Below are 21,798 nucleotides of genomic sequence, written 5' to 3' on the forward strand. Positions count from 1 at the left end.
AGAGCATCGATGAAAGCACGGGAGGGTGCATGTCTGACGAGGCAATTCACGATATTTTCGTGATCGGCGGCGGTATCAATGGCTGCGGCATTGCGCGCGACGCCGTCGGCAGAGGCTATTCCGTCGCACTTGCGGAAATGAACGATTTTGCCTCCGGCACCTCATCCGCCGCCACCAAGCTCATCCATGGCGGTTTGCGTTATCTCGAACATTATGAATTCCGCCTCGTGCGTGAAGCCCTGATGGAACGCGAGGTCCTGTGGGCCATGGCGCCGCACATCATCTGGCCGATGCGCTTCGTGCTGCCGTTCCAGAAGGGGGGCGTGCGTCCGGCCTGGCTCGTGCGGCTCGGGCTTTTCCTTTACGATCACCTCGGCGGCCGCAAGCTTCTGCCGGCCACCCGCTCGCTCGACCTGCGCCGTGATCCTGCCGGAAAGCCGTTGAAGCCGATTTTTGCCCGCGCCTTCGAATATTCCGACGGCTGGGTGGACGATGCCCGTCTGGTGGTGCTGAACGCCCGCGATGCCGCCAATCGCGGTGCCCTGATCCTTAACCGCACACAGGTTGTTTCCGCACGGCGCGAAGGCGGCTTCTGGTGGGTCGAAACGAAAAATGCGGACGGCGAAAGCAGGACCCACCGGGCGCGTATGCTGGTGAATGCTGCAGGCCCATGGGTCGACAAGGTTCTGTCTTCGACCTTCGGCAAGAACAATGTCCACAATGTCCGCCTCGTGCAGGGCAGCCACATCATCGTTCGCAAGAAATTTTCCGATCCGCGCGCCTATTTTTTTCAGAATCCGGACGGCCGCATCATCTTCGCCATCCCCTATGAACAGGACTTTACCCTGATCGGCACGACGGATCGCGACTATACCGGTGACCCCCGGGCTGTTAAGATCAGCGATGAGGAAATCAGCTATCTCTGCAGCGCGGCGAGCGAATATTTTTCCGAACCGGTGAAGCCGGCCGATATCGTCTGGACCTATTCCGGCGTGCGGCCGCTTTTTGATGACGGCGCTTCGAAGGCACAGGAGGCGACCCGCGATTATGTGCTGAAAACAGAAGGGGCGGAGGGCGAGGCGCCGCTTCTCAATATTTTCGGCGGCAAGCTCACCACCTATCGGCGGCTTGCCGAACATGCTCTTGAAAAAATCGGCGATGCATTGGGTAAAAAGGGCGCGCCCTGGACGGCGGGTTCACATCTGCCAGGCGGGAATTTCGGTGCCGAGGCCTATGGCGCGGAGGTTACCGCCTTGCGGTCGCGTTATCCCTTTCTCGACGAGCGTCATGCCAAGCGGCTTGTCCGCTGCTATGGCACGGATGCGGCGGCGATGATCGGCAATGCGGCAGATGTGGCAGCGCTGGGCCGGCATTTCGGCGGCACGCTTTATGAGGCTGAGGTTCGCTGGCTGATGGCGCGGGAATGGGCGCTGACGGCGGAAGATATTCTGTGGCGCCGCACCAAACAGGGGCTTTTCCTGACCTCTGAAGAGGTGCGCGGGCTGGAAAGCTATATCGAAGACATTGCAGGTGAACGCTTGAAGGCAATCTGACGATCCGATCGAAAAGCGGAGGAGGCTTTGGATCACCATGCTTGAATTGCGAAACGTCTCGAAGATGGTGGGTGGTGAATATCATATTCATCCGACCGATCTGACGTTGCAGCGCGGAAGTCTGAACGTCCTGCTTGGACCGACGCTTTCGGGCAAGACGACGCTGATGCGGCTGATGGCCGGGCTGGACAAGCCGAGCGGCGGCTCGATCATCTTTAATGGTGAGGATGTGACCGGCTGGCCGGTGCAGAAGCGCAACGTCGCCATGGTCTACCAGCAGTTCATCAATTACCCGGCGCTGAGCGTTTATGAGAATATCGCTTCGCCGATGCGGGTTGCCGGCAAGGATCAGTCGACCATCGACCGGGAGGTGAGGAAGGCCGCCGAGCTTCTGAGGCTGACGCCCTATCTCGACCGCACGCCTCTCAATCTTTCTGGCGGCCAGCAGCAGCGCACGGCGCTTGCCCGCGCCATTGTCAAGAACGCCAATCTGGTGCTGCTCGATGAGCCGCTCGCCAATCTCGATTACAAGCTGCGCGAGGAATTGCGCGAGGAGCTGCCGCGCATCTTCGCAGAGTCCGGCGCGATCTTCGTTTATGCTACGACGGAACCTTCCGAAGCGCTGCTTCTGGGCGGCAATACGGCGACCCTCAACGAGGGAAGGGTGACGCAGTTCAGCCGCACGATCGAGGTCTATCGGCAGCCGGTGGATATTGTGACTGCGGAAATCTTTGCCGATCCGCCGCTCAACACCATCGAGGTCATCAAGACGGGTAACGCCTTCACGCGCGCCGATAAGGCTGTGGTTGCGGTGCCGGCGCATCTTGCCGCCGTGCCGGATGGACCTTTGACCATTGCCTTCCAGCCGCATCATCTTTTCCCGCATGCGAAGGGCGAGGCACGGCAATCCATCCGCGCGCGGACGCTGATTTCGGAAATCGCGGGATCGGAGAGCTTCGTGCATGTGGAATTTTTCGGCCGGCGCTGGGTGATGCTGGCGCATGGTATCCACGACATTGAACCGGACAGGGATATCGAGCTGTTTCTCGATACAAAACACCTGATGGCCTTTGACGCGAATGGTCGCGCCATCGGCGAAGCGGCCTGAGGGGAGATCGGTCATGGCACGTATCACGCTCGATCATATCCGCCACGCCTATAATGCCAAGGCGCAGGCTGCCGGCGATTATGCGCTGAAAGAAGTGCATCACGAATGGGAGGATGGCGGGGCCTATGCGCTGCTCGGGCCTTCGGGCTGCGGCAAGACCACGCTGCTCAACATCATTTCCGGCCTGCTGCGCCCCTCCGAAGGCCGCATCGCCTTCGACGGAACCGACGTGACCGATTTCGCCACCGAGGACCGAAATATCGCTCAGGTGTTCCAGTTCCCGGTCGTCTATGACACGATGACGGTCTATGACAATCTCGCCTTTCCGTTGCGCAACCGGCATGTACCGGAAGCGGAGGTCGACCGACGGGTCCGGGAAATCCTTGAGATGACCGATCTCTCCGGCATGGCCAAACGCCATGCTCGCGGGCTGACGGCAGACCAGAAGCAGAAGATTTCGCTGGCGCGCGGTCTGGTGCGCTCGGACGTCAACGCCATTCTTTTTGACGAACCGCTGACGGTCATCGATCCGCATATGAAATGGGTGCTGCGCTCGCAGCTGAAGCGCCTGCACCGCCAGTCCGGTTTCACCATGGTCTATGTCACGCATGACCAGACCGAGGCGCTGACCTTCGCCGACAAGGTGGTGGTCATGTATGACGGGCAGATCGTTCAGATCGGCACGCCCGCCGAGCTTTTCGAGCGTCCGGGACATACATTCGTCGGTTATTTCATCGGCTCGCCGGGCATGAATGTATTGCCCGCCAGCATCGAGGGGACGACGGCTGTGGTCGGCGGTCTTGGTGTACCGCTTGCCGGTGCGCCAAAGGTTGACGCGGCGCAACGCATCGAGATCGGCATCCGTCCGGAATTCGTCCGGCTGGAGCGCGGCGGCATGCCGATCAGCATCGACAAGGTCGAGGATATCGGCCGACAGAAGATCGTCCGTGCCCGGTTTGCCGGCCAGAAGCTGGCAATCGTTGTCGCTGAAGACGAGGAAATTCCGGCGGAAGCGGGTGTGCGCTTCGACCCTGCTGCGATCGGCGTCTTCGCTGATTCCTGGCGTGTGAAGATGGGAGCCTGACCATGGAAAAAAGCTGGAACAACAAGGCGTGGTTCATGGTGCTGCCGGTGCTGGTGCTGGTCGCCTTCTCCGCCGTCATTCCGCTGATGACCGTCGTGAATTATTCGGTGCAGGATACCTTCGGCAACAACCAGTTCTTCTGGGCAGGAACGCAATGGTTCGAGGAAATTCTGGCATCGGACCGTTTCTGGGATGCGCTTGGGCGCAATCTCCTGTTCTCCGGTATCATCCTGGCGATTGAAATTCCGCTCGGCATCTTCATTGCGCTCAAGATGCCGAAATCCGGCATCGGCGTGCCGATCTGCCTCGTTACCATGGCGCTGCCGCTTTTGGTGCCGTGGAACGTCGTCGGTACAATCTGGCAGGTCTTCGGCCGCAGCGATATCGGGCTGCTCGGCTATTATGCCAATCAGCTCGGGCTGGACTACAACTATGTCAACGATCCGGTCGATGCATGGATCACGGTCGTCATCATGGATGTATGGCACTGGACGAGCCTTGTGGTCCTCCTGTGTTACGCCAGCCTCGTCTCCATACCTGATGCCTATTATCAGGCGGCACGGATCGACGGCGCGTCGCGTTTTGCGGTGTTCCGGTTCATCCAGCTGCCGAAGATGAAGCGTGTTCTGCTGATCGCCTTCCTGCTGCGTTTCATGGACAGTTTCATGATCTATACCGAGCCCTTCGTCGTCACCGGCGGCGGTCCGGGTAACTCGACCACTTTCCTGTCCATCGATCTCGTGAAGATGGCGCTCGGCCAGTTCGACCTCGGGCCGGCGGCGGCCATGTCGCTGATCTACTTCCTCATTATCCTGCTGTTGTCCTGGGTGTTCTACACCGTGATGACCAGCCACGACGCGGAGACCTGAGACATGAGTGCCTCCAATGTCACCACAGGTGTGGAACGCAACGGCATCGGCAATTCGCCGGTGAGAGCGGCAGCCACAGGGCGTTCCGGCCTCGCCGTCAATGCGCGGCGTCGCCACCATGGGCCGTCGCGTTTTTCCTGGCTGGTGCCGACGATCTATATTCTGCTGCTGCTGGTGCCGATCTACTGGCTCGTTAATATGAGCTTCAAGACGAACACGGAAATCGTGTCTTCCATGACGCTTTATCCACACCAGCCGACGCTGCAGAACTACAGGACGATCTTCACAGATTCGTCCTGGTATTCGGGCTACATCAATTCGATCATCTACGTTGTCATGAACATGGTGATCTCGGTGGCCGTGGCGCTGCCGGCGGCCTATGCCTTCTCGCGTTACCGGTTCCTGGGCGACAAGCACCTGTTCTTCTGGCTTTTGACCAACCGCATGGCGCCGCCCGCCGTTTTCGCGCTGCCGTTCTTCCAGCTTTATTCGGCCTTCGGGCTGATCGACACGCAAATCGCCGTGGCACTCGCACATTGCCTCTTCAACGTGCCACTCGCGGTATGGATTCTCGAGGGCTTCATGTCCGGCGTGCCGAAGGAAATCGACGAGACCGCCTATATTGACGGCTATTCCTTCCCGAAATTCTTCGTGAAGATTTTCATGCCGCTCATTGCTTCCGGCATCGGTGTCGCCTGCTTCTTCAGCTTCATGTTCTCGTGGGTCGAGCTTCTGATCGCCCGCACGCTGACGACGACGGACGCCAAGCCGATTGCCGCGACGATGACGCGTACCGTCTCCGCCGCCGGCATGGACTGGGGCCTGCTTGCCGCTGCCGGCGTACTGACGCTCATTCCGGGCGCGCTGGTGATCTGGTTCGTGCGTAATTACATCGCCAAGGGCTTTGCGCTGGGGAGGGTTTGACCATGACGAAGATGCCCGATTTTACCTGGATGGCATGGACCTGGCAGACGGCTGCGTTCTTCGCCGCCATTGCCCTGCTGCTCGTCGGCATGTGGTTCTGGGAATATCTTTCGCCCGGCGGCAATCCCCGCTTCGGCCTTTTGCGCTTCGAGACAACGCGCGGTGACAGGCTGTTCATCTCGCTGCTTGGCAGCGCCTTCATTCATCTCGCATGGCTCGGGCTGGTTGGCCCGAACCTGTGGTGGGCTCTTGCTCTATCCTTGGTCTACGCCATCGGCGTTTTCCGTTTTGTCTAGAGCAGAAAAGAAAGGTGCGGCGGAGGAAAACCGCACCCGGGAGACTTCATGCAATCGCAACCCTTGGGAGGATTGATATGCGACGGCATCTGATGACGACGACGGCAGCCATGCTGCTGGCAATGACGGGTTCCGCTTTCGCCGGAATGGAGGAAGCAAAGCAGTTTCTGGACAAGGAAATCGGCGACATGTCGTCGCTTTCGCGTGGCGATCAGGAAAAGGAGCTGCAATGGTTTGTCGATGCCGCGAAACCTTTCGCGGGCATGGAAATCAAGGTCGTTTCCGAATCGCTCACGACCCATGAATATGAATCCAAGGTTCTGGCTCCGGCCTTCACCGCCATTACCGGCATCAAGGTCACGCACGACCTGATCCAGGAAGGTGACGTCGTCGAAAAAATCCAGACCCAGATGCAGACCGGCCAGAACCTTTATGACGGCTGGGTCAATGACAGCGACCTCATCGGCACCCATTGGCGCTACCAGCAGGTGCGCAACCTGACGGACTTCATGGCCAATGAAGGCAAGGACGTCACCAATCCCGGCCTCGACCTCAAGGACTTCATCGGCAGCGCCTTTACGACGGCCCCGGACAAGAAGCTCTACCAGCTTCCCGACCAGCAATTCGCGAACCTTTACTGGTTCCGTTACGACTGGTTCAACAACGAAAAGAACAAGGCCGATTTCAAGGCCAAATATGGTTATGACCTCGGCGTGCCGGTCAACTGGTCGGCCTATGAGGATATTGCTGAATTCTTCACCGGCCGTGATGTCGACGGGAAGAAGGTCTTCGGCCACATGGATTACGGCAAGAAGGATCCGTCGCTCGGCTGGCGCTTCACCGATGCCTGGCTTTCCATGGCCGGCAACGGTGACAAGGGCCTGCCGAACGGCTTGCCTGTCGATGAATGGGGCATCAAGGTCAACGACAAGTCGCAGCCGGTCGGCTCCTGCGTGGCGCGCGGCGGTGATACCAACGGTCCGGCTTCGGTCTATTCCATCGAGAAATATCTTGAATGGCTGAAGAAATATGCGCCGCCGGAAGCGCAGGGCATGACCTTCTCCGAATCCGGTCCGGTGCCGGCGCAGGGCAATATCGCCCAGCAGATCTTCTGGTACACGGCGTTTACCGCTGATATGGCCAAGCCCGGCCTGCCGGTCGTGAACGAGGACGGTTCGCCGAAATGGCGCGTCGCACCTTCGCCGCATGGCGTCTACTGGAAGGACGGCATGAAGCTCGGTTATCAGGATGTGGGTTCGTGGACGCTGATGAAATCCACGCCCGACGACCGCGCCAAGGCCGCCTGGCTCTATGCGCAGTTCGTGACCTCCAAGACCGTGGATGTGAAGAAGAGCCATGTGGGTCTGACCTTCATTCGTGACACCACCATCCACCACAAGAGCTTTACCGACCGTGCATCCAAGCTCGGTGGTCTGATCGAGTTCTATCGCTCGCCGGCCCGTGTGCAGTGGTCGCCGACCGGCACCAACGTTCCGGATTATCCGAAGCTGGCGCAGCTGTGGTGGCAGGCAATCGGCGATGCTTCGTCGGGTGCGAAGACCGCGCAGGCGGCGATGGACTCTCTCTGCGCCGAGCAGGAAAAGGTCATGAGCCGTCTGGAACGCGCTGGTGTGCAGGGCGATATTGGCCCGAAGCTGGCGGAAGAACATGATATCGAATACTGGAACAAGGACGCCGTTTCGAAGGGCAATCTGGCGCCGCAGCTGAAGATCGCCAACGAAAAGGAAAAGCCGGTCACCGTCAATTACGACGAACTGGTCAAAAGCTGGCAGAAATAATTCTGCATGAAATCTTAAACCGGGGCGGCTTTGCCGCCCCGTCATTGTGTTTGAAAGGGAGTGACATGATGGGCGGTTATATTCTGGCGATCGATCAGGGAACGACATCGACCCGGTCGATGGTCTTTGATCGCGACATGCGGGTCATCGGTGTCGGACAGCGAGAATTTCCGCAACATTTCCCGGCCTCCGGCTGGGTCGAACACGATGCCGAGGATATCTGGAAAAGCGTGCTTGAAACGATCCGGCTGGCGCTTGCCGATGCCGGTATCGCCGCGTCCGATATTGCGGCCATCGGCATCACCAACCAGCGCGAAACGACCGTGCTCTGGGACCGCAACACCGGCGAGGCCGTGCATCGTGCCGTAGTCTGGCAGGATCGGCGTGCCGCACCCATCTGCGAAGATCTGAAACGCCGCGGACTGGAGCCGCTTTTTTCCAAAAAGACCGGGCTGCTGCTCGACCCCTATTTTTCCGGCACCAAGCTGAAATGGCTTCTCGACAGCGTCAGTGGCCTTCGCGAAAAAGCCGTGAAGGGAGAAATCTGCTTCGGCACGGTCGACAGTTTCCTGATCTACCGTCTCACCGGCGGCCGACGCCATGTGACCGACGCCACCAATGCCTCGCGCACGCTGATCTACAATATCGAAGACAACGCCTGGGATGACGAACTGCTGTCGATCCTCGACATTCCGCGCGCGATGCTGCCGGAGGTGCTTGATTGCGCCGCCGATTTTGGCGTCACGGACAAATCGCTGCTGGGCGCGGAAATTCCGATCCTTGGCGTCGCCGGCGACCAGCAGGCGGCGGTGATCGGCAATGCCTGCTTCGAGCCGGGCATGATGAAATCCACCTATGGCACGGGCTGCTTCGCGCTCCTTAATACCGGCACAGACCGGGTAGCATCCACCAACCGGTTGCTGACAACGATTGCCTATCGTCTCGATGGCGTGACGACCTATGCGCTTGAAGGTTCGATCTTCATTGCCGGTGCCGCCGTGCAATGGCTGCGTGATGAGCTTGGTTTCATCTCGGTTGCGTCTGAAGTCAGCGCGCTTGCCGAAAAGGCCGATCCCAATCAGCGTGTTTATCTGGTGCCGGCCTTTACCGGTCTTGGCGCGCCCTATTGGGATGCCGAGGCGCGCGGCGCGATTTTCGGCTTAACGCGCGGCACCGGTCCCGCGGAATTTGCGCGCGCGGCGCTGGAAAGCGTTGCCTACCAGACCTTTGACCTTCTGGATGCCATGCGCAAGGACTGGGCGGGTGACAATGGCAAAACGGTGCTGAGGGTCGATGGCGGCATGGTCGCCTCCGACTGGACCATGCAGCGGCTGGCGGATATTCTTGCGGCACCCGTGGACCGGCCAGTCTTTCTTGAAACGACCATTCTCGGTGCGGCCTGGCTTGCGGCTTCCCGCGCGGGCATCTGGCCGGACCGTAAGGCCTTTGCCGACCATTGGCGGCGTGACCGCCGATTCAGTCCCGATATGGAGGATAGCGAGCGGAAAAACGCCATTGCCGGCTGGCGCGACAGCGTCGGCCGCTGCCTTTCGAAACGGGAAAACTAGAGCATTTCCAGCAAAAGTGCGTCGCGGTTTTATGTTCGGGTAACACGCAGGGAAATCTATACGAAGCTGCCGGGTGCGATGCTCTTGCTCGACACAAGGTCGGAAAGGGCGCGCACCAGCTTCGCATCCGCGCCCTTGCTCGGCTGGAGCACGAATTCCACATCTTCCAGAGCTGGCAGCAAGCCGGGTGCAATTTCCTTGAGGCCGGCCGGCGCCATGCTGCGGGGCTGCACCAGAATGCCCATGCCCGCTCTTGCAGCGGCAGTAAGTCCACTCAGGCTGCCGCAGGTGCAGACGATCCGCCAGGACAGGCCGGCTCGGTCCAATGCTTCCTGCGCTGCCTTTCTGGTAATGCTCGGCGGCGGAAAGGCGATCAGCGGCAGGGCATCCGGCTGGGCGAGCATGCGCTCCGGGTCGCGCGCCAGCCAGACGAGCGGTTCGCGGTAGAGGAAATGCCCGAGCTTGTCGCCGAGACGGCGTTTGGCCAGCACCACATCCAGCTCACCATTGTCCTGCATCTGGTAAAGCACGCCGCTCAGCGAAACCGTCAGCTCCAGATCCACCAGCGGATAAAGCCGGATGAACTCCTCCAGAATGGCCGTCAGGCGGCTGGCCACGAAATCCTCTGAAACACCAAGCCTCAATCGCCCGCGCAGGCGGGTTTCGCTAAACAGCGATGAGACCTTGCTGTCGATATCAAGCATGTTGCGGGCGTAACCGAGCAGCGCCTCCCCTTCGCCAGTCAGCTTCACTTGATGGGTGCTGCGCGCAATCAGACGGCGACCAAGCGCGGCCTCAAGCCTTTGGATATGCTGGCTGACAGTGGATTGGCCAATGCCCAGCCGCTCGGCAGCGAGCGTGAAACTGCCGGTTTGCTGAAGCATGACGAAGCTGGCAAGATGTTGAAGGTTCAGCATTATCTCAAATCATGATAACTGTTAATCTTTGCATCGGAAATCATGATGAGCGATAGTGACGCGCGTTTCAAGCAAAACCGATGCCGGAAAGACCTCCCATGACCCGCTTTTTGCCCGACCGTTTCACCATGATGCTGGTGGCCACCGTGATTTTGGCTTCCATCCTGCCAATCAGCGGCGAGCCGGCGGAATATTTCGGGCTTGCGACAAAACTCGCGATCGCTTTGCTGTTCTTCCTGCACGGTGCGCGGCTTTCGCGGGATGTGGTGATTGCGGGCATTCTGCACTGGCGCCTGCATCTGGCGATCCTGCTTGTCACCTTCGGCCTTTTCCCGCTTCTCGGCGTGGCGTTGGGCTTCATTCCCGAAAGCATCCTGCCGGCCCCGCTTTATATGGGCGTGTTGTTTCTCTCCGTGCTGCCATCCACCGTGCAGTCCTCCATCGCCTTCACCTCCATGGCGGGCGGGAACGTGCCGGCGGCGATCTGTTCGGCCTCGGCTTCGAATATTTTCGGCATGTTCCTGACACCGCTGCTGGTCGGCTTTCTGTTCACGGTGGGCGGCCATGGCGGCGGATTTTCGCTGGATGCCTTCCTGCAAATCTTCCTGCAGCTGCTTTTGCCCTTCATCGTTGGTCAGGTGCTGCAGCCGTGGATCGGCGAGTGGATCCGGGCGCGCAAGAAACTGCTCTCCCCCGTCGATCGCGGTTCGATCCTGATGGTTGTTTACCTGGCGTTTTCCGATGCCGTTATCGAGGGTATCTGGCACACGTTTTCTCTCCGGGATATCGGCGTGGTCATCATCATCAACATCCTGCTTCTGGCGCTGGTTCTGTGCGTAACGATGTTCGGCAGCCGTCTGCTCGGTTTCGACAAGGCGGATGAAATCACCATCACTTTCTGTGGTTCGAAGAAGAGCCTTGCCAGCGGCGTGCCCATGGCGGGTGCGATCTTCGCCGGCCAGAGCATTGGTGCAATCGTTCTGCCGATCATGCTCTTCCATCAGATTCAGCTGATGGTCTGTGCGGTGCTGGCCCAGCGTTATGCCCGCAAGGCGCATGAAAAGGCCGCGATCGCGCAAACGACGGCTGCGGAAGGTGTGACGGCATCCGCTCGCTGACGGGATTTCCACAAACAAAAACGGCCCCGTGAAGGGGCCGTTCGTTTTACATGTCAGAAAAGCTTAGTTGACCTGGGCCGGCGAAATCTGGGCTTCGATCGTCTTCGGCGCATCGGCGCTGTCGGACGAGATCGCGATGCGGCGCGGCTTCATGGCTTCCGGAATATTGCGGACGAGGTCGATATGGAGCAGGCCGTTCTTCAGGGAAGCGGTCTGGACTTCGACATGGTCGGCAAGCTGGAAGCGGCGTTCGAAAGCGCGCGTGGCGATGCCGCGATAGAGAAACTCGCCTTCAGTGGCCTTTTCATCTGCGGACTTCTCGGCCTTCACCGTCAGTGCATTGGCGCGGGATTCGATGCTGAGTTCGGTTTCATCGAAACCGGCGACCGCCATGGTGATGCGATAGGTGTTTTCACCGGTCCGCTCAATATTATAGGGCGGATAGGACTGTGCCTGTTCGGGCTGGCCGAGGCCGTCGAGCATCGAAAAAAGACGGTCGAAGCCGACGGTGGAACGATAGAGGGGGGAAAAATCAACGTGACGCATGGTGTCCTCCTTAAGAAGCGACTGTTTGCGGTTAAGTCCGGCGTCCCGTTCTGGCGACGGCCGGACATTGGGCGCGGTCCCGTTCTGGCGACCGCATGAAGGAGATGGGAATGGTCCGGCATCGCGTCAAGGGGTGGGCGCGACATGAACCATGGCTGAACATCCGGTTCCGGCATCGTTCAGTTTGAGAGCCATAAAACTTCGGTCATCGGAGACATTCTCCGTGGACAGAAGCAATAACGTCCCTTCTTCTTCTGTCTTACTGGCCGGAACCGCGACTGCTTTAACCGACGGTTCCGGCAATTTTTTCTTTGACCTTCCCGCGCCGCCGACCTATCCCGAAAGGGCAGAAAAGCCGGAAAAGACCGATGATCGAAGCCACATTGCGCGCCAGTGAAGACAACCCGGTTCCCGACAACCATACTGTCGGATATTTTACCGGCCATGGCGGCAAGCAGCTTCGATATGCGATCTTTCGTTCCAGCCGCCACATTGCCCGCGGAACGGTGGTGTTGCTGCATGGCAGGAACGAATGCATCGAAAAATATTTCGAGACCGTCACCGATCTGACAGCCATGGGCTTCTGGGTCGCAACCTTCGACATGCGCGGGCAGGGCGGCTCCGAAAGGCTCCTGAAAAAACCGGGCGTCGGGCATGTGCGGCGCTTTTCAGACTATCAGCGCGATATAAGCCTTTTTCTCGAACAGGTGGTGCTGCCGGATACGCGGCTACCTTTCTTCATGATTGCCCATTCCACCGGCGCGCTCGCGGCACTTGCCGCCGCATCCGGCCTGTCGAACCGGATTGACCGTCTGGCGCTGTGTTCGCCATTCATCGAGCTGGATAACCAGCAATCCGTTCCCGCGCCCGTCATCCGGGTGGTTGCGACGGCCTTGAGCCTTGTCGGTCTGGGAAGGATTCAACTCGGCAAGGATCAGCGTGAGCGGGATTTCGATGGCAACCCGCTGACCTCGGATGCAAGGCGTTTTGCCCGAAATCTCTCACTGCACAGGCAGTTTCCGGAACTGTTTATCGGCGCCCCCACAGCGCGGTGGGTCCATGAAGCGCTGAAGACCATGGGGCGGGTGACTCGTCAGGATCACCTGACGAACATAAATATTCCCACCCTCATTCTGGCGCCGATGCTGGATACGATCACGCCTTACAAGGCGCAGGAAGAGCTATCGCGCAATTTCCGGGCGGCGCAGCTTCTTCCCATCACCGGTGCGCGCCACGAATTGCTGCATGAGCGTGACGTTTTCCGCAAACAGGCACTGGCGGCCATCGACGCGTTTTTCGCGCCGGAGTGATGGCCGCTTGAGCCAAGCGCCTAGAGTTTTGAGAGAATGGCAAGCGCCTGTTCGTGCACGGCCTTGGAGCCGGCGGCCAGAATGCGGCCGCCATCTTCCGGACGTCCACCATCCCAGGTGGTGATGATGCCGCCGGCCTGCTCGATCACGGGAATAAGCGCGCCGACATCATAGGGCTTCAGGCCGGATTCGATCACCAGATCGACATGTCCGGCCGCAAGCAGGCAATAGGCGTAACAATCCACGCCGTAACGGAAAAGGCGAGCCTGGCCCTGCACCTTTTCGTACAAGGGTCTTTCTTCCGCGGTGAAGATATGCGGGCTTGTGGTGAAGAGCACCGCATCCGATAGAGACGCGCAATCACGCGTGTGGATCTTCTTTTCGCCGTCGGGTCCGAAATACCACGCCGCTTCGCCATCGGCGAAATAACGCTCTTTCGTGAAGGGCTGGTCCATGATGCCCATCGTGGCGCGCCCGGCTGACTGGAAGCCGATCAGTGTGCCCCAGACCGGTACGCCGGAAATGAAGGCGCGGGTGCCGTCGATCGGGTCGATGACCCAGATATGATCGCGGTCGAGACCGACATTGCCATGTTCTTCGCCAAGAATGCCGTGCTGCGGAAAACGGTCTTCGATGAGCGCGCGAATCGCGGTTTCCGCCGCCTGATCGCCTTCCGTCACCGGATCGTAGCCACCATCCTGCTTGTTGGTGACGGCAATGCCCGTGCGGAAGCGGGGAAGCGTCTCGGCGCTGGCGGCATCGGCAAGTTTGAAGAAGAAATCCCGATCGGGCAGCAGCATGCGAAACCTCATTGCCTGAATGGTGGCCTAAACTCTGTGGCGCAATGCATAAACCGGAATCACGCCCGCCGTCCACTCATACGGATGCCGGAGCCGGCGTTTCCATATTTTTGGGCATAAGCATAAAAAATAGGCAAAAAATAAAGTGATTGACAATTGTGCAGTGGCTGCGTAAATTCACCCTACAGTCTTTGACTGTAAATACCCTCCTTGGGTGTTTCCTCCCTAGACTTGACCGCGCCAAGGCGCGGTTTTTTTTGCCCGGACACGGGCGGGCGATGCGGGATAACGAGCTGGAATACCGGTAATTCGGGGTGCTATTCGGCGGCGAGCGATGTTTCGATCGCGTATTCCGAAACGAAGGCGCCGAGCTGGCGCATGAAAATTTCCAGCGATGCCTGAATGGCGGGAAAATCGGCTTTTTTCAGAAGCGTCTTTTCATCCACATAAAGCGCCCGGTTGACCTCGATCTGCAGTGCGTGGAGGGATCGGATCGGCCGCCCGTAATGTTCGGTGATGAAGCCGCCGGCATAGGGTTTGTTGCAGACTGCGACGAAACCCAGCTCCTCGAGAAAATGCAGGGCGGCGCGGGAGACTTCCTGGGATGCGCTGGTGCCGTAACGGTCGCCGATGATCACGTCCGGTCTCAGATTCGAGCCGGCGACGCGGATATTGCCCGGCATGGAATGGCAGTCGATCAGCACGGCCATGCCGAAATGCGCATGGGTGCGTGAAAGCAGTCGGCGCAGGCAGGCGTGATAGGGTTTGTAGATCGTTTCGATCCGCGAGAGCGCTTCGTCCACCGGCAGGCGATGGGCATAGATATCCATATTTTCGGCGACGATGCGTGGCACGGTTCCGAGGCCGCCGGCGACCCGCATGGAGCCGATATTGGCGTAAGGCGGCAACGTGCCCTCGAACATGCGCGGATCGAGCTCATAAGGCTCGCGATTGACGTCGAGATAGGCGCGCGGAAAATTCGCTTTCAGAAGCGGGGCGCCGATCTCGGGCGCCACAGCGAACAGTTCATCGACGAAGTGATCTTCGGAACGGCGGATTTCATGCGAATCGAGCCGCGCCGATTCCAAGAAGGAGATGGGATAACAACGGCCGCTATGGGGTGAATTATAGACAAATGGCAGGGTTTGAACGGCAGGTTCCGTTACTTCAAACAGCTCATATTCACCCGTGACCCAGTCCATTCCGTGCCATTTACCATGTCGCAAACTATCAGGATGTTCATGTTGCCAGTTACGGTGCGGCAAGTCCATACTATCGCCCAAGCAGCGCTATACCGATTCACGCGTTCACAGGATATTTACCGTGAAAATCCTATAATCGGGCTAGGGTATTCCAAACATTGAGCAGTTACGGTCACTTATGATGAATCAGAAAATTCTTCTCGCTGAAGACGACAACGATATGCGCCGCTTTCTCGTCAAGGCGCTGGAAAAAGCCGGTTACAAGGTTTCTTCCTTCGACAACGGCGCAAGCGCCTATGACCGGCTTCGCGAAGAGCCTTTTTCGCTGCTGCTGACCGATATCGTCATGCCCGAAATGGATGGCATCGAGCTTGCGCGTCGCGCCACCGAACTCGACCCCGACCTGAAAGTGATGTTCATCACCGGCTTTGCGGCCGTTGCACTGAACGCCGATTCGAAGGCTCCGAAGGACGCCAAGGTGCTTTCCAAGCCGTTCCATCTGCGTGATCTCGTGGATGAGGTCAACAAACTCCTTGTGGCGTAGGGCCTCTCAAAAAACCTTCACAAAACCGAAAAAAAGCAGTTGACGCATGAACCGGTTTTGTGGTCTATCCGCCGCCACGGAGGGCGTGTAGCTCAGCGGGAGAGCACTACGTTGACATCGTAGGGGTCACAGGTTCAATCCCTGTCACGCCCACCATCCGAATTTATGAAAAGGGTTTCTGAGCAATCAGAAACCCTTTTTGCGTTTCTGGCTCAGCCATGGTCCAGCCCTTCTTATCCGTGAGCAAACCTATAGCCGATGCGGCACTCACTATTCACGCTGGCCACATGGTCGCTGGTGATCGGCTTTTTCGCTTAATGCTCTTTTGCAATAAATTTCACAATACAAAATAAAATTCAAAGCCGTTGACGTGCCCGGTTTTTCCCGCTATCTCAGTGGTCATGCAATAAATTACGCATAGTAAAATTTATTGCGGACTAAGTCATTGTCCTTGGGAGGGGAATATGTTGGCTTTTCTGAAATCGACCGCTGCCGCGGGTGTTTTGACCGTGGCGATGACCGCTGGTGCCGCTTCGCCGGCCACCGCTGCAAGCAAATTCGCGTGCGAGCCGGGTGAGACCTATGTGATGAACGTCATGGTTTCCAGCCACCCTTATTGGGTGCCGGTCTTCGAGGGGTTCAAGCAGGCCGCCAAGGCGCTTGGCTGCGAGGCCGTCTTCACCGGTACGCCGGAATATGACATCACCAAGCAGATCGCGTCCTTCGAGCAGGAGCTGGTGAAGAAGCCGAAAGGCATCCTGCTGCACCCGATGCAGGCGGATCCCTTTATCGAACCCATCAACAAGGCAATTGCGTCCGGTATTTCCGTGACGACCTTCGCAGCGGATTCCCCGAAGTCGAAGCGCACCGCCTATATCACTTCGGACAATGTTGCCGAGGCGAAATTTGCGGCCGATGAAATCGTCAAGAAGCTCGGTGAAAAGGGTGAATATGCGGTTCTGGAAAATCCGGGCCAGAGCAATCACGATCTGCGCGTCACCGCCCTCATCGACTATATGGGGCGTACCTATCCTCAGATGAAGCTGGTTGGCAGGCAGGCCACAAACCAGGACGCCAATGTCGCCTATCAGGCGGTCGGCGCTCTCCTGCAGGCAAACCCCAATCTGGGCGCGCTCTGGATTCCGGAAGCTGGTTCTGCCGAAGGTGCGACGACTGCGGTTCTGGAAGCGAAAAAGAAAGTGCTCATCCTGCACGCGGATATCACGCCGGCGACGCTGGAACACATCAAGCAGGGCAATATCTACATGTCCATCAATCCTAATCAGGGGGTTCAGGGTTTCATGGGTTTCATGAACACGTTTCTGGGCGCCCATTCGGACCTGATCGATCCATTCAACGACTATAAGGTTTCCGGCTTCAATCCGATGCAGGTACCTTCGATGGACAATGGTTTCGCTGTCATCACCAAGGCGAATGCCGCTTCCTTCGATCTCAATGAGTATATGAAAGGACGCTGACGCGTCGCTCTTAAAAAACCGGCGAGGTTTTTTTGCCTCGCCGGTCACAAGGGAAGCAGGTTCGGGAGGGCGTTATGGGTGAGGTCATCCTCAGCATGACGAATATTCACAAGGCGTTCGGGCCCGTGCGCGCATTGCGTAGTGCCGCACTTGAACTGCGGCGCGGCGAAATCCACGCGCTCGCTGGTGAAAACGGTGCGGGCAAGTCGACGCTGATGCATATTATCGACGGCATTCTGCAGCCGGATGGCGGGGAAATCCTGCTGGATGGCAAACCGGTCCGCATATCTTCGCCCAATGCGGCGAACAGGCTGGGCATCGGTTTCGTGCATCAGGAGATCGCGCTCTGCCCGGAGATTTCGGTCGCCGAAAATATGTACATGTCGGAGACCGGCCAGAGCCGCTCCTGGTTCATGAATTATAGCGATCTGGAAAAACGGGCCGCAACGGTGCTGCGGGAGATCGGCGATATCGATCCCGCCCGCCGGGCGGGCGACCTGTCGATTTCGCAGCAGCAGATCGTCGAGATCGCCAAGGCGCTGACGCTCGATTGCCGTATCCTGATCCTCGACGAGCCGACGGCGGCGCTGACCGAGACCGAGGCACAGACGCTTTTCAGGATCATGCACCGGCTGGCGGCGCGTGGCATTGCCATCATCTATATCTCCCACCGCATGGCGGAGATTTTCGAACATTGCGACCGCATCACGGTCATGCGCGACGGCTGCCATATCAGGACGGAGAATATTGCCGACATCTCCCCGGAAGAGGTCGTCAACAGCATGGTGGGGCGTGTTCTCGACAAGCTCTACCCACCGAAACTGGCGGATGATGAAAAATCGGACGAGGTCATTCTTTCGGTTCGGGGATTGAACGAAGGAAAGCGTGTTTTCGACGTCGATTTCGACCTGCGTCGTGGCGAAATCTTAGGGTTTGCTGGGCTTATCGGTGCCGGCCGCAGCGAGATTGCGCGGGCTGTCTGCTGGCTGGAGGGAAAACCGAAAGGCGAGGTCGCGCTGCGCGGCCGGCCGCTGAAGCTCAAGGATTATCGCGACAGCATCCGCGAGGGGATCGTTTATCTCTCCGAGGACCGCAAGGGCGACGGATTGTTCCTCAACATGTCCATCGCTTCCAATGTCTCGGCGCTCGATATCGGCAGGATATCGAACGGCATCGGCTTTATCGAGCGGCGCAAGGAGATGAAGCGTGCCGATGAGCTGGGGCGCCGGCTGAAACTGCGGGCGAACAGCGTCGGTGACGCCGTCTCGACCTTGAGCGGCGGCAACCAGCAGAAGGTGGCGCTGGCCAAGATGCTGTCGGTGGAACCGGAAGTCATCTTTCTGGATGAGCCGACCCGCGGGGTGGATGTGGGCGCCAAGGCGGAAATCCACCGCCAGATCCGGGAACTGGCGCGGGAAGGGGTTGGCGTGGTCGTCATCTCCTCGGAGCTGCCGGAACTTATCGGCGTCAGCGATCGTGTACTCGTCGTGCGCGAGGGGCGCATCACCGGCGAGGTCGCGGGAGACGACATGACGGAGGAAAAGATCATGCAGCTCGCATCGATCAATATCATGCAGAATGCGGCGGAAGCCTGAGGGAGCGGGAAAATGGCAACATCGGAAACACCTTCAAGCCTTGCCGAGGCGGCGGTTCGCCGCACGGCCTGGTGGGAGCCGGCGATCAAGGCGCGCGAAACCGGGCTGATCGTCATCATTCTCGCGCTTTTTGCAGTGATGTCCTTCATATCGCCTTACTTTCTGACGGTGGACAATCTGCGGGCCATGGCCATGGTCTTCGCTATCGAAAGCATCGTCGTGGTGGGCATGACGATCCTGCTGATCTCTGGTGGTATCGATCTTTCCGTGGGTTCCGTTACAGCACTTGCGATGGTGGCGGCCGGCTGGCTGTTCCTCAATGGTATCGATCCCTGGGTCGCGGCGGGTCTTGCAATCTGCCTCACGACATTGGTCGGCATGGTCATGGGATTTCTGACTACGGTGGTTGGTCTGCATCATTTCATCGTGTCACTCGGCGTCATGGTCATTGCGCGCGGTGTCTGCCTGCTGGCAACTGGCGGGCGGCCGCTCGGGCTTTACTCTCTGCCGCCGGAATTCAAGTTCATCGGCCAGGGCGCGCTTGGCGGCATTCCGCTGGTGCTCATCATCTTCGCGGTTGTCGTCGTTGTCTTCGACCTGCTGCTGCGGCGCACGACCGCCTTCCGCAAGGTGTTTTATACCGGCAGCAATCCCAAGGCGGCCGCCTATTCCGGCATTCGTGTCGGTCGGGTGGTGTTTGCCACCACCACGCTTTGCTCGATGCTGTGCGGCATTGCCGGTGTCATCTACATGGCCCGCTTCGGTTCCGCCCAGCCGAGCTTCGGCGTCGGCATGGAGCTTAATGTCATCGCCGCGGCGGTCATCGGCGGCGCGAGCCTTTCCGGTGGCTCGGGCACCATTCTGGGTGCAATCCTCGGCGCGATCCTTTTGTCCGTCGTTTCCAGCTCGCTTGCCTTGCTCAACGTGTCTGTCTACTGGCAGGACATCATCAGGGGAAGCATATTGCTGGCAGCGGTCCTGTTCGACCACTATCTGGTCAGGCGCCGCCGGTGAGCGCCCTTCGCTCGCCCGAGGGTAACTGGAGAAAGACGATCATGCTGGATATCAAGGACGACTTCGATCAACAGAGGCAGATGTATTCCGTCCTGGTGCTGCATTTCATCGAGGGGGTGAAGCAGTCGGAGATCGCCGAGCGGCTCAATCTTTCCCATACCAAGGTGAACCGTATGATCGCGGCGGGCCGCAAGGCGGGCATGGTGAAGATCACCATCGCCAGTCCCTATCAGCGGCTGGTGGATCTCGAAAACGAGATCAGTCGCCGTTATGGCCTCACGCAGTCGGTGGTGACGCCAACGGTCTCCGACAATCCGGAAACCGTGCTGCAGATGGTCGGGCGGGTGGCGGCCAACCATTTGCTGGAGACAATCCGGGATGGCGACGTGATTGCGATTACCGGCGGCAAGGCGGTCAGCGCCGTCGTTGATAATCTGGAGGCGGAGCGGCGTTTCGATGTGCGGGTGGTGCCGCTGACCGGCGGTGTGCAGGGCAAGCATTATACGGACGTCAATCATCTCGCCACGCAGCTTGCGGAAAAGCTCGGTGGCAGCGCCTCGCTCCTGCATGCGCCGCTGTTTGCCGAGGATGAGGAACAGCGCGATCTTTTGATGAATGTCGCGTCGATCCGCGAAGTTTTCGATCTGGCGCGGCAGGCGCAGGTGGCACTGGTCGGCATCGGTTCCGTGGAGGCTCCGGGCTCCGGTTATTACGATCTCCTGCCGGATGCGGCACGTGGCGGACAGGCGCTGATGGATGTGGGCATTGCCGGCGAATTCCTTGCCCATCTCACCATGTCGGACGGGCAACTGGCGCGGATTGATCTCAACTCACGCGTGGTGGCGCTGGACCCCCGGCAGCTTGCCCGGTGCCCGAACATCATCGGCGTGGCGGCTGGCGCGATCAAGGCCGGACCGGTGGCGGCCACGCTTGCCGGCCGTTATCTAACCTCGCTCGTCGTGGATGAGGCGATTGCCGGTTATTTATTGAATCAAGGGGAAGGGGAAACGTCGTGACGGAGAACGCAATATTGACCCGGACGATCGGCGGCAGCGGCATCAGCGCATCCGCCGTGGGGTTGGGCACCTGGGCCATCGGCGGCTGGATGTGGGGCGGCACGGATGAGCGGCAATCCATCGCCGCCATAGAGGCCTCTATCGATGCCGGCATTTCCCTGATCGATACCGCCCCGGCCTATGGCATGGGGCTTGCGGAAACCATCGTTGGCAAGGCGATTGCCGGCCGGCGCGACAAGGTGGTGCTGGTCACCAAATGTGGTCTCGTCTGGCATGTCAACGAGGGTGCCTATTTCTTCCATCAGGATGGTAAGCCCGTTCACCGTTATCTCGGCGCTGCTTCGATCCGTTACGAGGTCGAAGAAAGCCTGAAGCGGCTCGGAACCGACTATATCGACCATTACGTCACCCATTGGCAGGACGCCACGACGCCGGTTGCCGAGACGGTCGAGGCTTTGGTTCGGCTGAAGGAGGAGGGGAAGATCCGCTCTATCGGCGCAAGCAACGTCTCGCCGGGCGATCTGGAGGCTTATATTGCCACCGGTGCGCTGGATGCCATTCAGGAAGAATATTCCATGGTGAAGCGTGATATCGAGACGACGCTTCTGCCGCTTTGCCGGAAGAATTCTGTCTCCGTCCTCAGCTATTCGTCGCTGGCACTCGGCCTCCTGTCGGGCAAGGTCGGGCCTGAGCGCGTGTTTGCGGAGGACGATCAGCGCCACGGTAATCCGCGTTTCAGCCAGGCGAACCGTCAGAAGATCGCGCGGTTGATGGCGGTGCTGGAGCCGGTGGCGGCCACGCATGGGGCTTCGGTCGCACAGGTGGTGATTGCCTGGACGATTGCCCAGCCGGGCATAACATTCTCGCTATGCGGCGCGCGCGATCCGGCGCAGGCGGTGGAAAACGCCGCTGCCGCCCGCCTGCGACTTACAGCGGGTGAGCTGGCCCTCATCAGCGCTGGCGTCACCGAGCATCTCGTCGGGCTCGATAGCTGAAACATGTAGGTGAGGCGGGGCTTTTGGCGAACAGCACATAATTTTCGCCTCCCGTCTCTCCC

At 59.1% G+C, this 21,798-nt stretch carries 21 protein-coding genes and 1 tRNA gene; 18 read left to right on the plus strand and 4 right to left on the minus strand.

Going from position 1 to position 21,798, the window contains the following annotated elements:
* The first annotated feature begins 29 nt into the window (after positions 1–29).
* The 8 genes from O3S81_RS21115 to glpK all read left to right on the plus strand — a co-directional run bounded on the left by O3S81_RS21115 (position 30) and on the right by glpK (position 9,201).
* Positions 30–1,553: a glycerol-3-phosphate dehydrogenase gene (locus tag O3S81_RS21115; protein WP_269346383.1), complete on the plus strand. Its 1,524-nt coding sequence runs from the start codon at positions 30–32 to the stop codon at positions 1,551–1,553.
* 37 nt (positions 1,554–1,590) lie between these two features.
* The gene (locus tag O3S81_RS21120; protein WP_269346385.1) at positions 1,591–2,661 is read left to right on the plus strand and encodes an ABC transporter ATP-binding protein; all 1,071 of its coding nucleotides are present in this window, start codon (positions 1,591–1,593) and stop codon (positions 2,659–2,661) included.
* 13 nt (positions 2,662–2,674) lie between these two features.
* Entirely contained in the window at positions 2,675–3,745 is a 1,071-nt protein-coding gene (locus tag O3S81_RS21125) for an ABC transporter ATP-binding protein (protein WP_269346387.1), read from the plus strand.
* A 2-nt stretch (positions 3,746–3,747) separates the two neighbouring features.
* Complete coding sequence (locus O3S81_RS21130; protein WP_004437268.1) at positions 3,748–4,614, plus strand: carbohydrate ABC transporter permease; 867 nt, start codon at positions 3,748–3,750, stop codon at positions 4,612–4,614.
* A gap of 3 nt (positions 4,615–4,617) precedes the next feature.
* Positions 4,618–5,538 (plus strand): carbohydrate ABC transporter permease, encoded by a 921-nt coding sequence (locus O3S81_RS21135; protein ID WP_269346391.1) that lies wholly within the window; start codon positions 4,618–4,620, stop codon positions 5,536–5,538.
* Positions 5,539–5,540: 2 nt separating this feature from the next.
* Positions 5,541–5,834, plus strand: coding sequence for a DUF2160 domain-containing protein (locus O3S81_RS21140; RefSeq protein ID WP_269346392.1), 294 nt, complete (start codon positions 5,541–5,543; stop codon positions 5,832–5,834).
* Between the two features lie 77 nt (positions 5,835–5,911).
* On the plus strand, positions 5,912–7,633 hold the full coding sequence (locus O3S81_RS21145) for an ABC transporter substrate-binding protein (protein ID WP_269346393.1): 1,722 nt from the start codon (positions 5,912–5,914) through the stop codon (positions 7,631–7,633).
* A gap of 68 nt (positions 7,634–7,701) precedes the next feature.
* Positions 7,702–9,201 (plus strand): glycerol kinase GlpK, encoded by a 1,500-nt coding sequence (glpK, locus tag O3S81_RS21150; RefSeq protein ID WP_269346395.1) that lies wholly within the window; start codon positions 7,702–7,704, stop codon positions 9,199–9,201.
* A gap of 56 nt (positions 9,202–9,257) precedes the next feature.
* Here the strand turns inward: glpK and O3S81_RS21155 are convergent, their stop codons facing one another.
* On the minus strand, positions 9,258–10,118 hold the full coding sequence (locus tag O3S81_RS21155; protein ID WP_269346396.1) for a LysR family transcriptional regulator: 861 nt from the start codon (positions 10,116–10,118) through the stop codon (positions 9,258–9,260).
* Between the two features lie 98 nt (positions 10,119–10,216).
* Here O3S81_RS21155 and O3S81_RS21160 point away from each other — a divergent pair, with 98 nt between their 5' ends.
* Positions 10,217–11,236: a bile acid:sodium symporter family protein gene (locus O3S81_RS21160; RefSeq protein WP_269346398.1), complete on the plus strand. Its 1,020-nt coding sequence runs from the start codon at positions 10,217–10,219 to the stop codon at positions 11,234–11,236.
* Positions 11,237–11,299: 63 nt separating this feature from the next.
* On the opposite strand, the gene hspL is transcribed toward O3S81_RS21160, so the two are convergent.
* Positions 11,300–11,782 (minus strand): heat shock protein HspL, encoded by a 483-nt coding sequence (hspL, locus tag O3S81_RS21165; protein WP_269346401.1) that lies wholly within the window; start codon positions 11,780–11,782, stop codon positions 11,300–11,302.
* Between the two features lie 223 nt (positions 11,783–12,005).
* Here hspL and O3S81_RS21170 point away from each other — a divergent pair, with 223 nt between their 5' ends.
* Together O3S81_RS21170 and O3S81_RS21175 are read left to right on the plus strand one after the other, a co-directional pair.
* On the plus strand, positions 12,006–12,179 hold the full coding sequence (locus tag O3S81_RS21170; protein WP_269346402.1) for a hypothetical protein: 174 nt from the start codon (positions 12,006–12,008) through the stop codon (positions 12,177–12,179).
* On the plus strand, positions 12,151–13,092 hold the full coding sequence (locus O3S81_RS21175) for an alpha/beta fold hydrolase (RefSeq protein ID WP_269346404.1): 942 nt from the start codon (positions 12,151–12,153) through the stop codon (positions 13,090–13,092). Before O3S81_RS21170 ends, O3S81_RS21175 begins: the two co-directional genes overlap by 29 nt.
* Before the next feature lie 20 nt (positions 13,093–13,112).
* On the opposite strand, the gene hisN is transcribed toward O3S81_RS21175, so the two are convergent.
* Together hisN and O3S81_RS21185 are read right to left on the minus strand one after the other, a co-directional pair.
* The gene (hisN, locus tag O3S81_RS21180) at positions 13,113–13,889 is read right to left on the minus strand and encodes a histidinol-phosphatase (protein WP_269346771.1); all 777 of its coding nucleotides are present in this window, start codon (positions 13,887–13,889) and stop codon (positions 13,113–13,115) included.
* A 320-nt stretch (positions 13,890–14,209) separates the two neighbouring features.
* Positions 14,210–15,094: an N-formylglutamate amidohydrolase gene (locus O3S81_RS21185; RefSeq protein ID WP_269346405.1), complete on the minus strand. Its 885-nt coding sequence runs from the start codon at positions 15,092–15,094 to the stop codon at positions 14,210–14,212.
* Positions 15,095–15,275: 181 nt separating this feature from the next.
* Here O3S81_RS21185 and cpdR point away from each other — a divergent pair, with 181 nt between their 5' ends.
* The 7 genes from cpdR (at position 15,276) to O3S81_RS21220 (ending at position 21,736) form a co-directional block, all read left to right on the plus strand.
* Positions 15,276–15,638: a cell cycle two-component system response regulator CpdR gene (gene cpdR, locus O3S81_RS21190; RefSeq protein WP_003497910.1), complete on the plus strand. Its 363-nt coding sequence runs from the start codon at positions 15,276–15,278 to the stop codon at positions 15,636–15,638.
* A gap of 81 nt (positions 15,639–15,719) precedes the next feature.
* Positions 15,720–15,794, plus strand: a tRNA-Val gene (locus O3S81_RS21195).
* 308 nt (positions 15,795–16,102) lie between these two features.
* A complete protein-coding gene (locus O3S81_RS21200; protein ID WP_269346414.1) occupies positions 16,103–17,116 on the plus strand; it encodes a substrate-binding domain-containing protein in 1,014 nt (337 codons plus the stop codon).
* 74 nt (positions 17,117–17,190) lie between these two features.
* The gene (locus O3S81_RS21205; protein WP_269346416.1) at positions 17,191–18,711 is read left to right on the plus strand and encodes a sugar ABC transporter ATP-binding protein; all 1,521 of its coding nucleotides are present in this window, start codon (positions 17,191–17,193) and stop codon (positions 18,709–18,711) included.
* 12 nt (positions 18,712–18,723) lie between these two features.
* The gene (locus O3S81_RS21210) at positions 18,724–19,725 is read left to right on the plus strand and encodes an ABC transporter permease (protein WP_269346418.1); all 1,002 of its coding nucleotides are present in this window, start codon (positions 18,724–18,726) and stop codon (positions 19,723–19,725) included.
* A gap of 41 nt (positions 19,726–19,766) precedes the next feature.
* Positions 19,767–20,741 (plus strand): sugar-binding transcriptional regulator, encoded by a 975-nt coding sequence (locus O3S81_RS21215; RefSeq protein ID WP_269346772.1) that lies wholly within the window; start codon positions 19,767–19,769, stop codon positions 20,739–20,741.
* A complete protein-coding gene (locus O3S81_RS21220; RefSeq protein ID WP_269346420.1) occupies positions 20,738–21,736 on the plus strand; it encodes an aldo/keto reductase in 999 nt (332 codons plus the stop codon). Before O3S81_RS21215 ends, O3S81_RS21220 begins: the two co-directional genes overlap by 4 nt.
* Positions 21,737–21,798: the final 62 nt, after the last annotated feature.

The sequence above is a fragment of the Agrobacterium sp. SOY23 genome, assembly GCF_027212525.1.
GTDB lineage: Bacteria > Pseudomonadota > Alphaproteobacteria > Rhizobiales > Rhizobiaceae > Agrobacterium > Agrobacterium tumefaciens_I.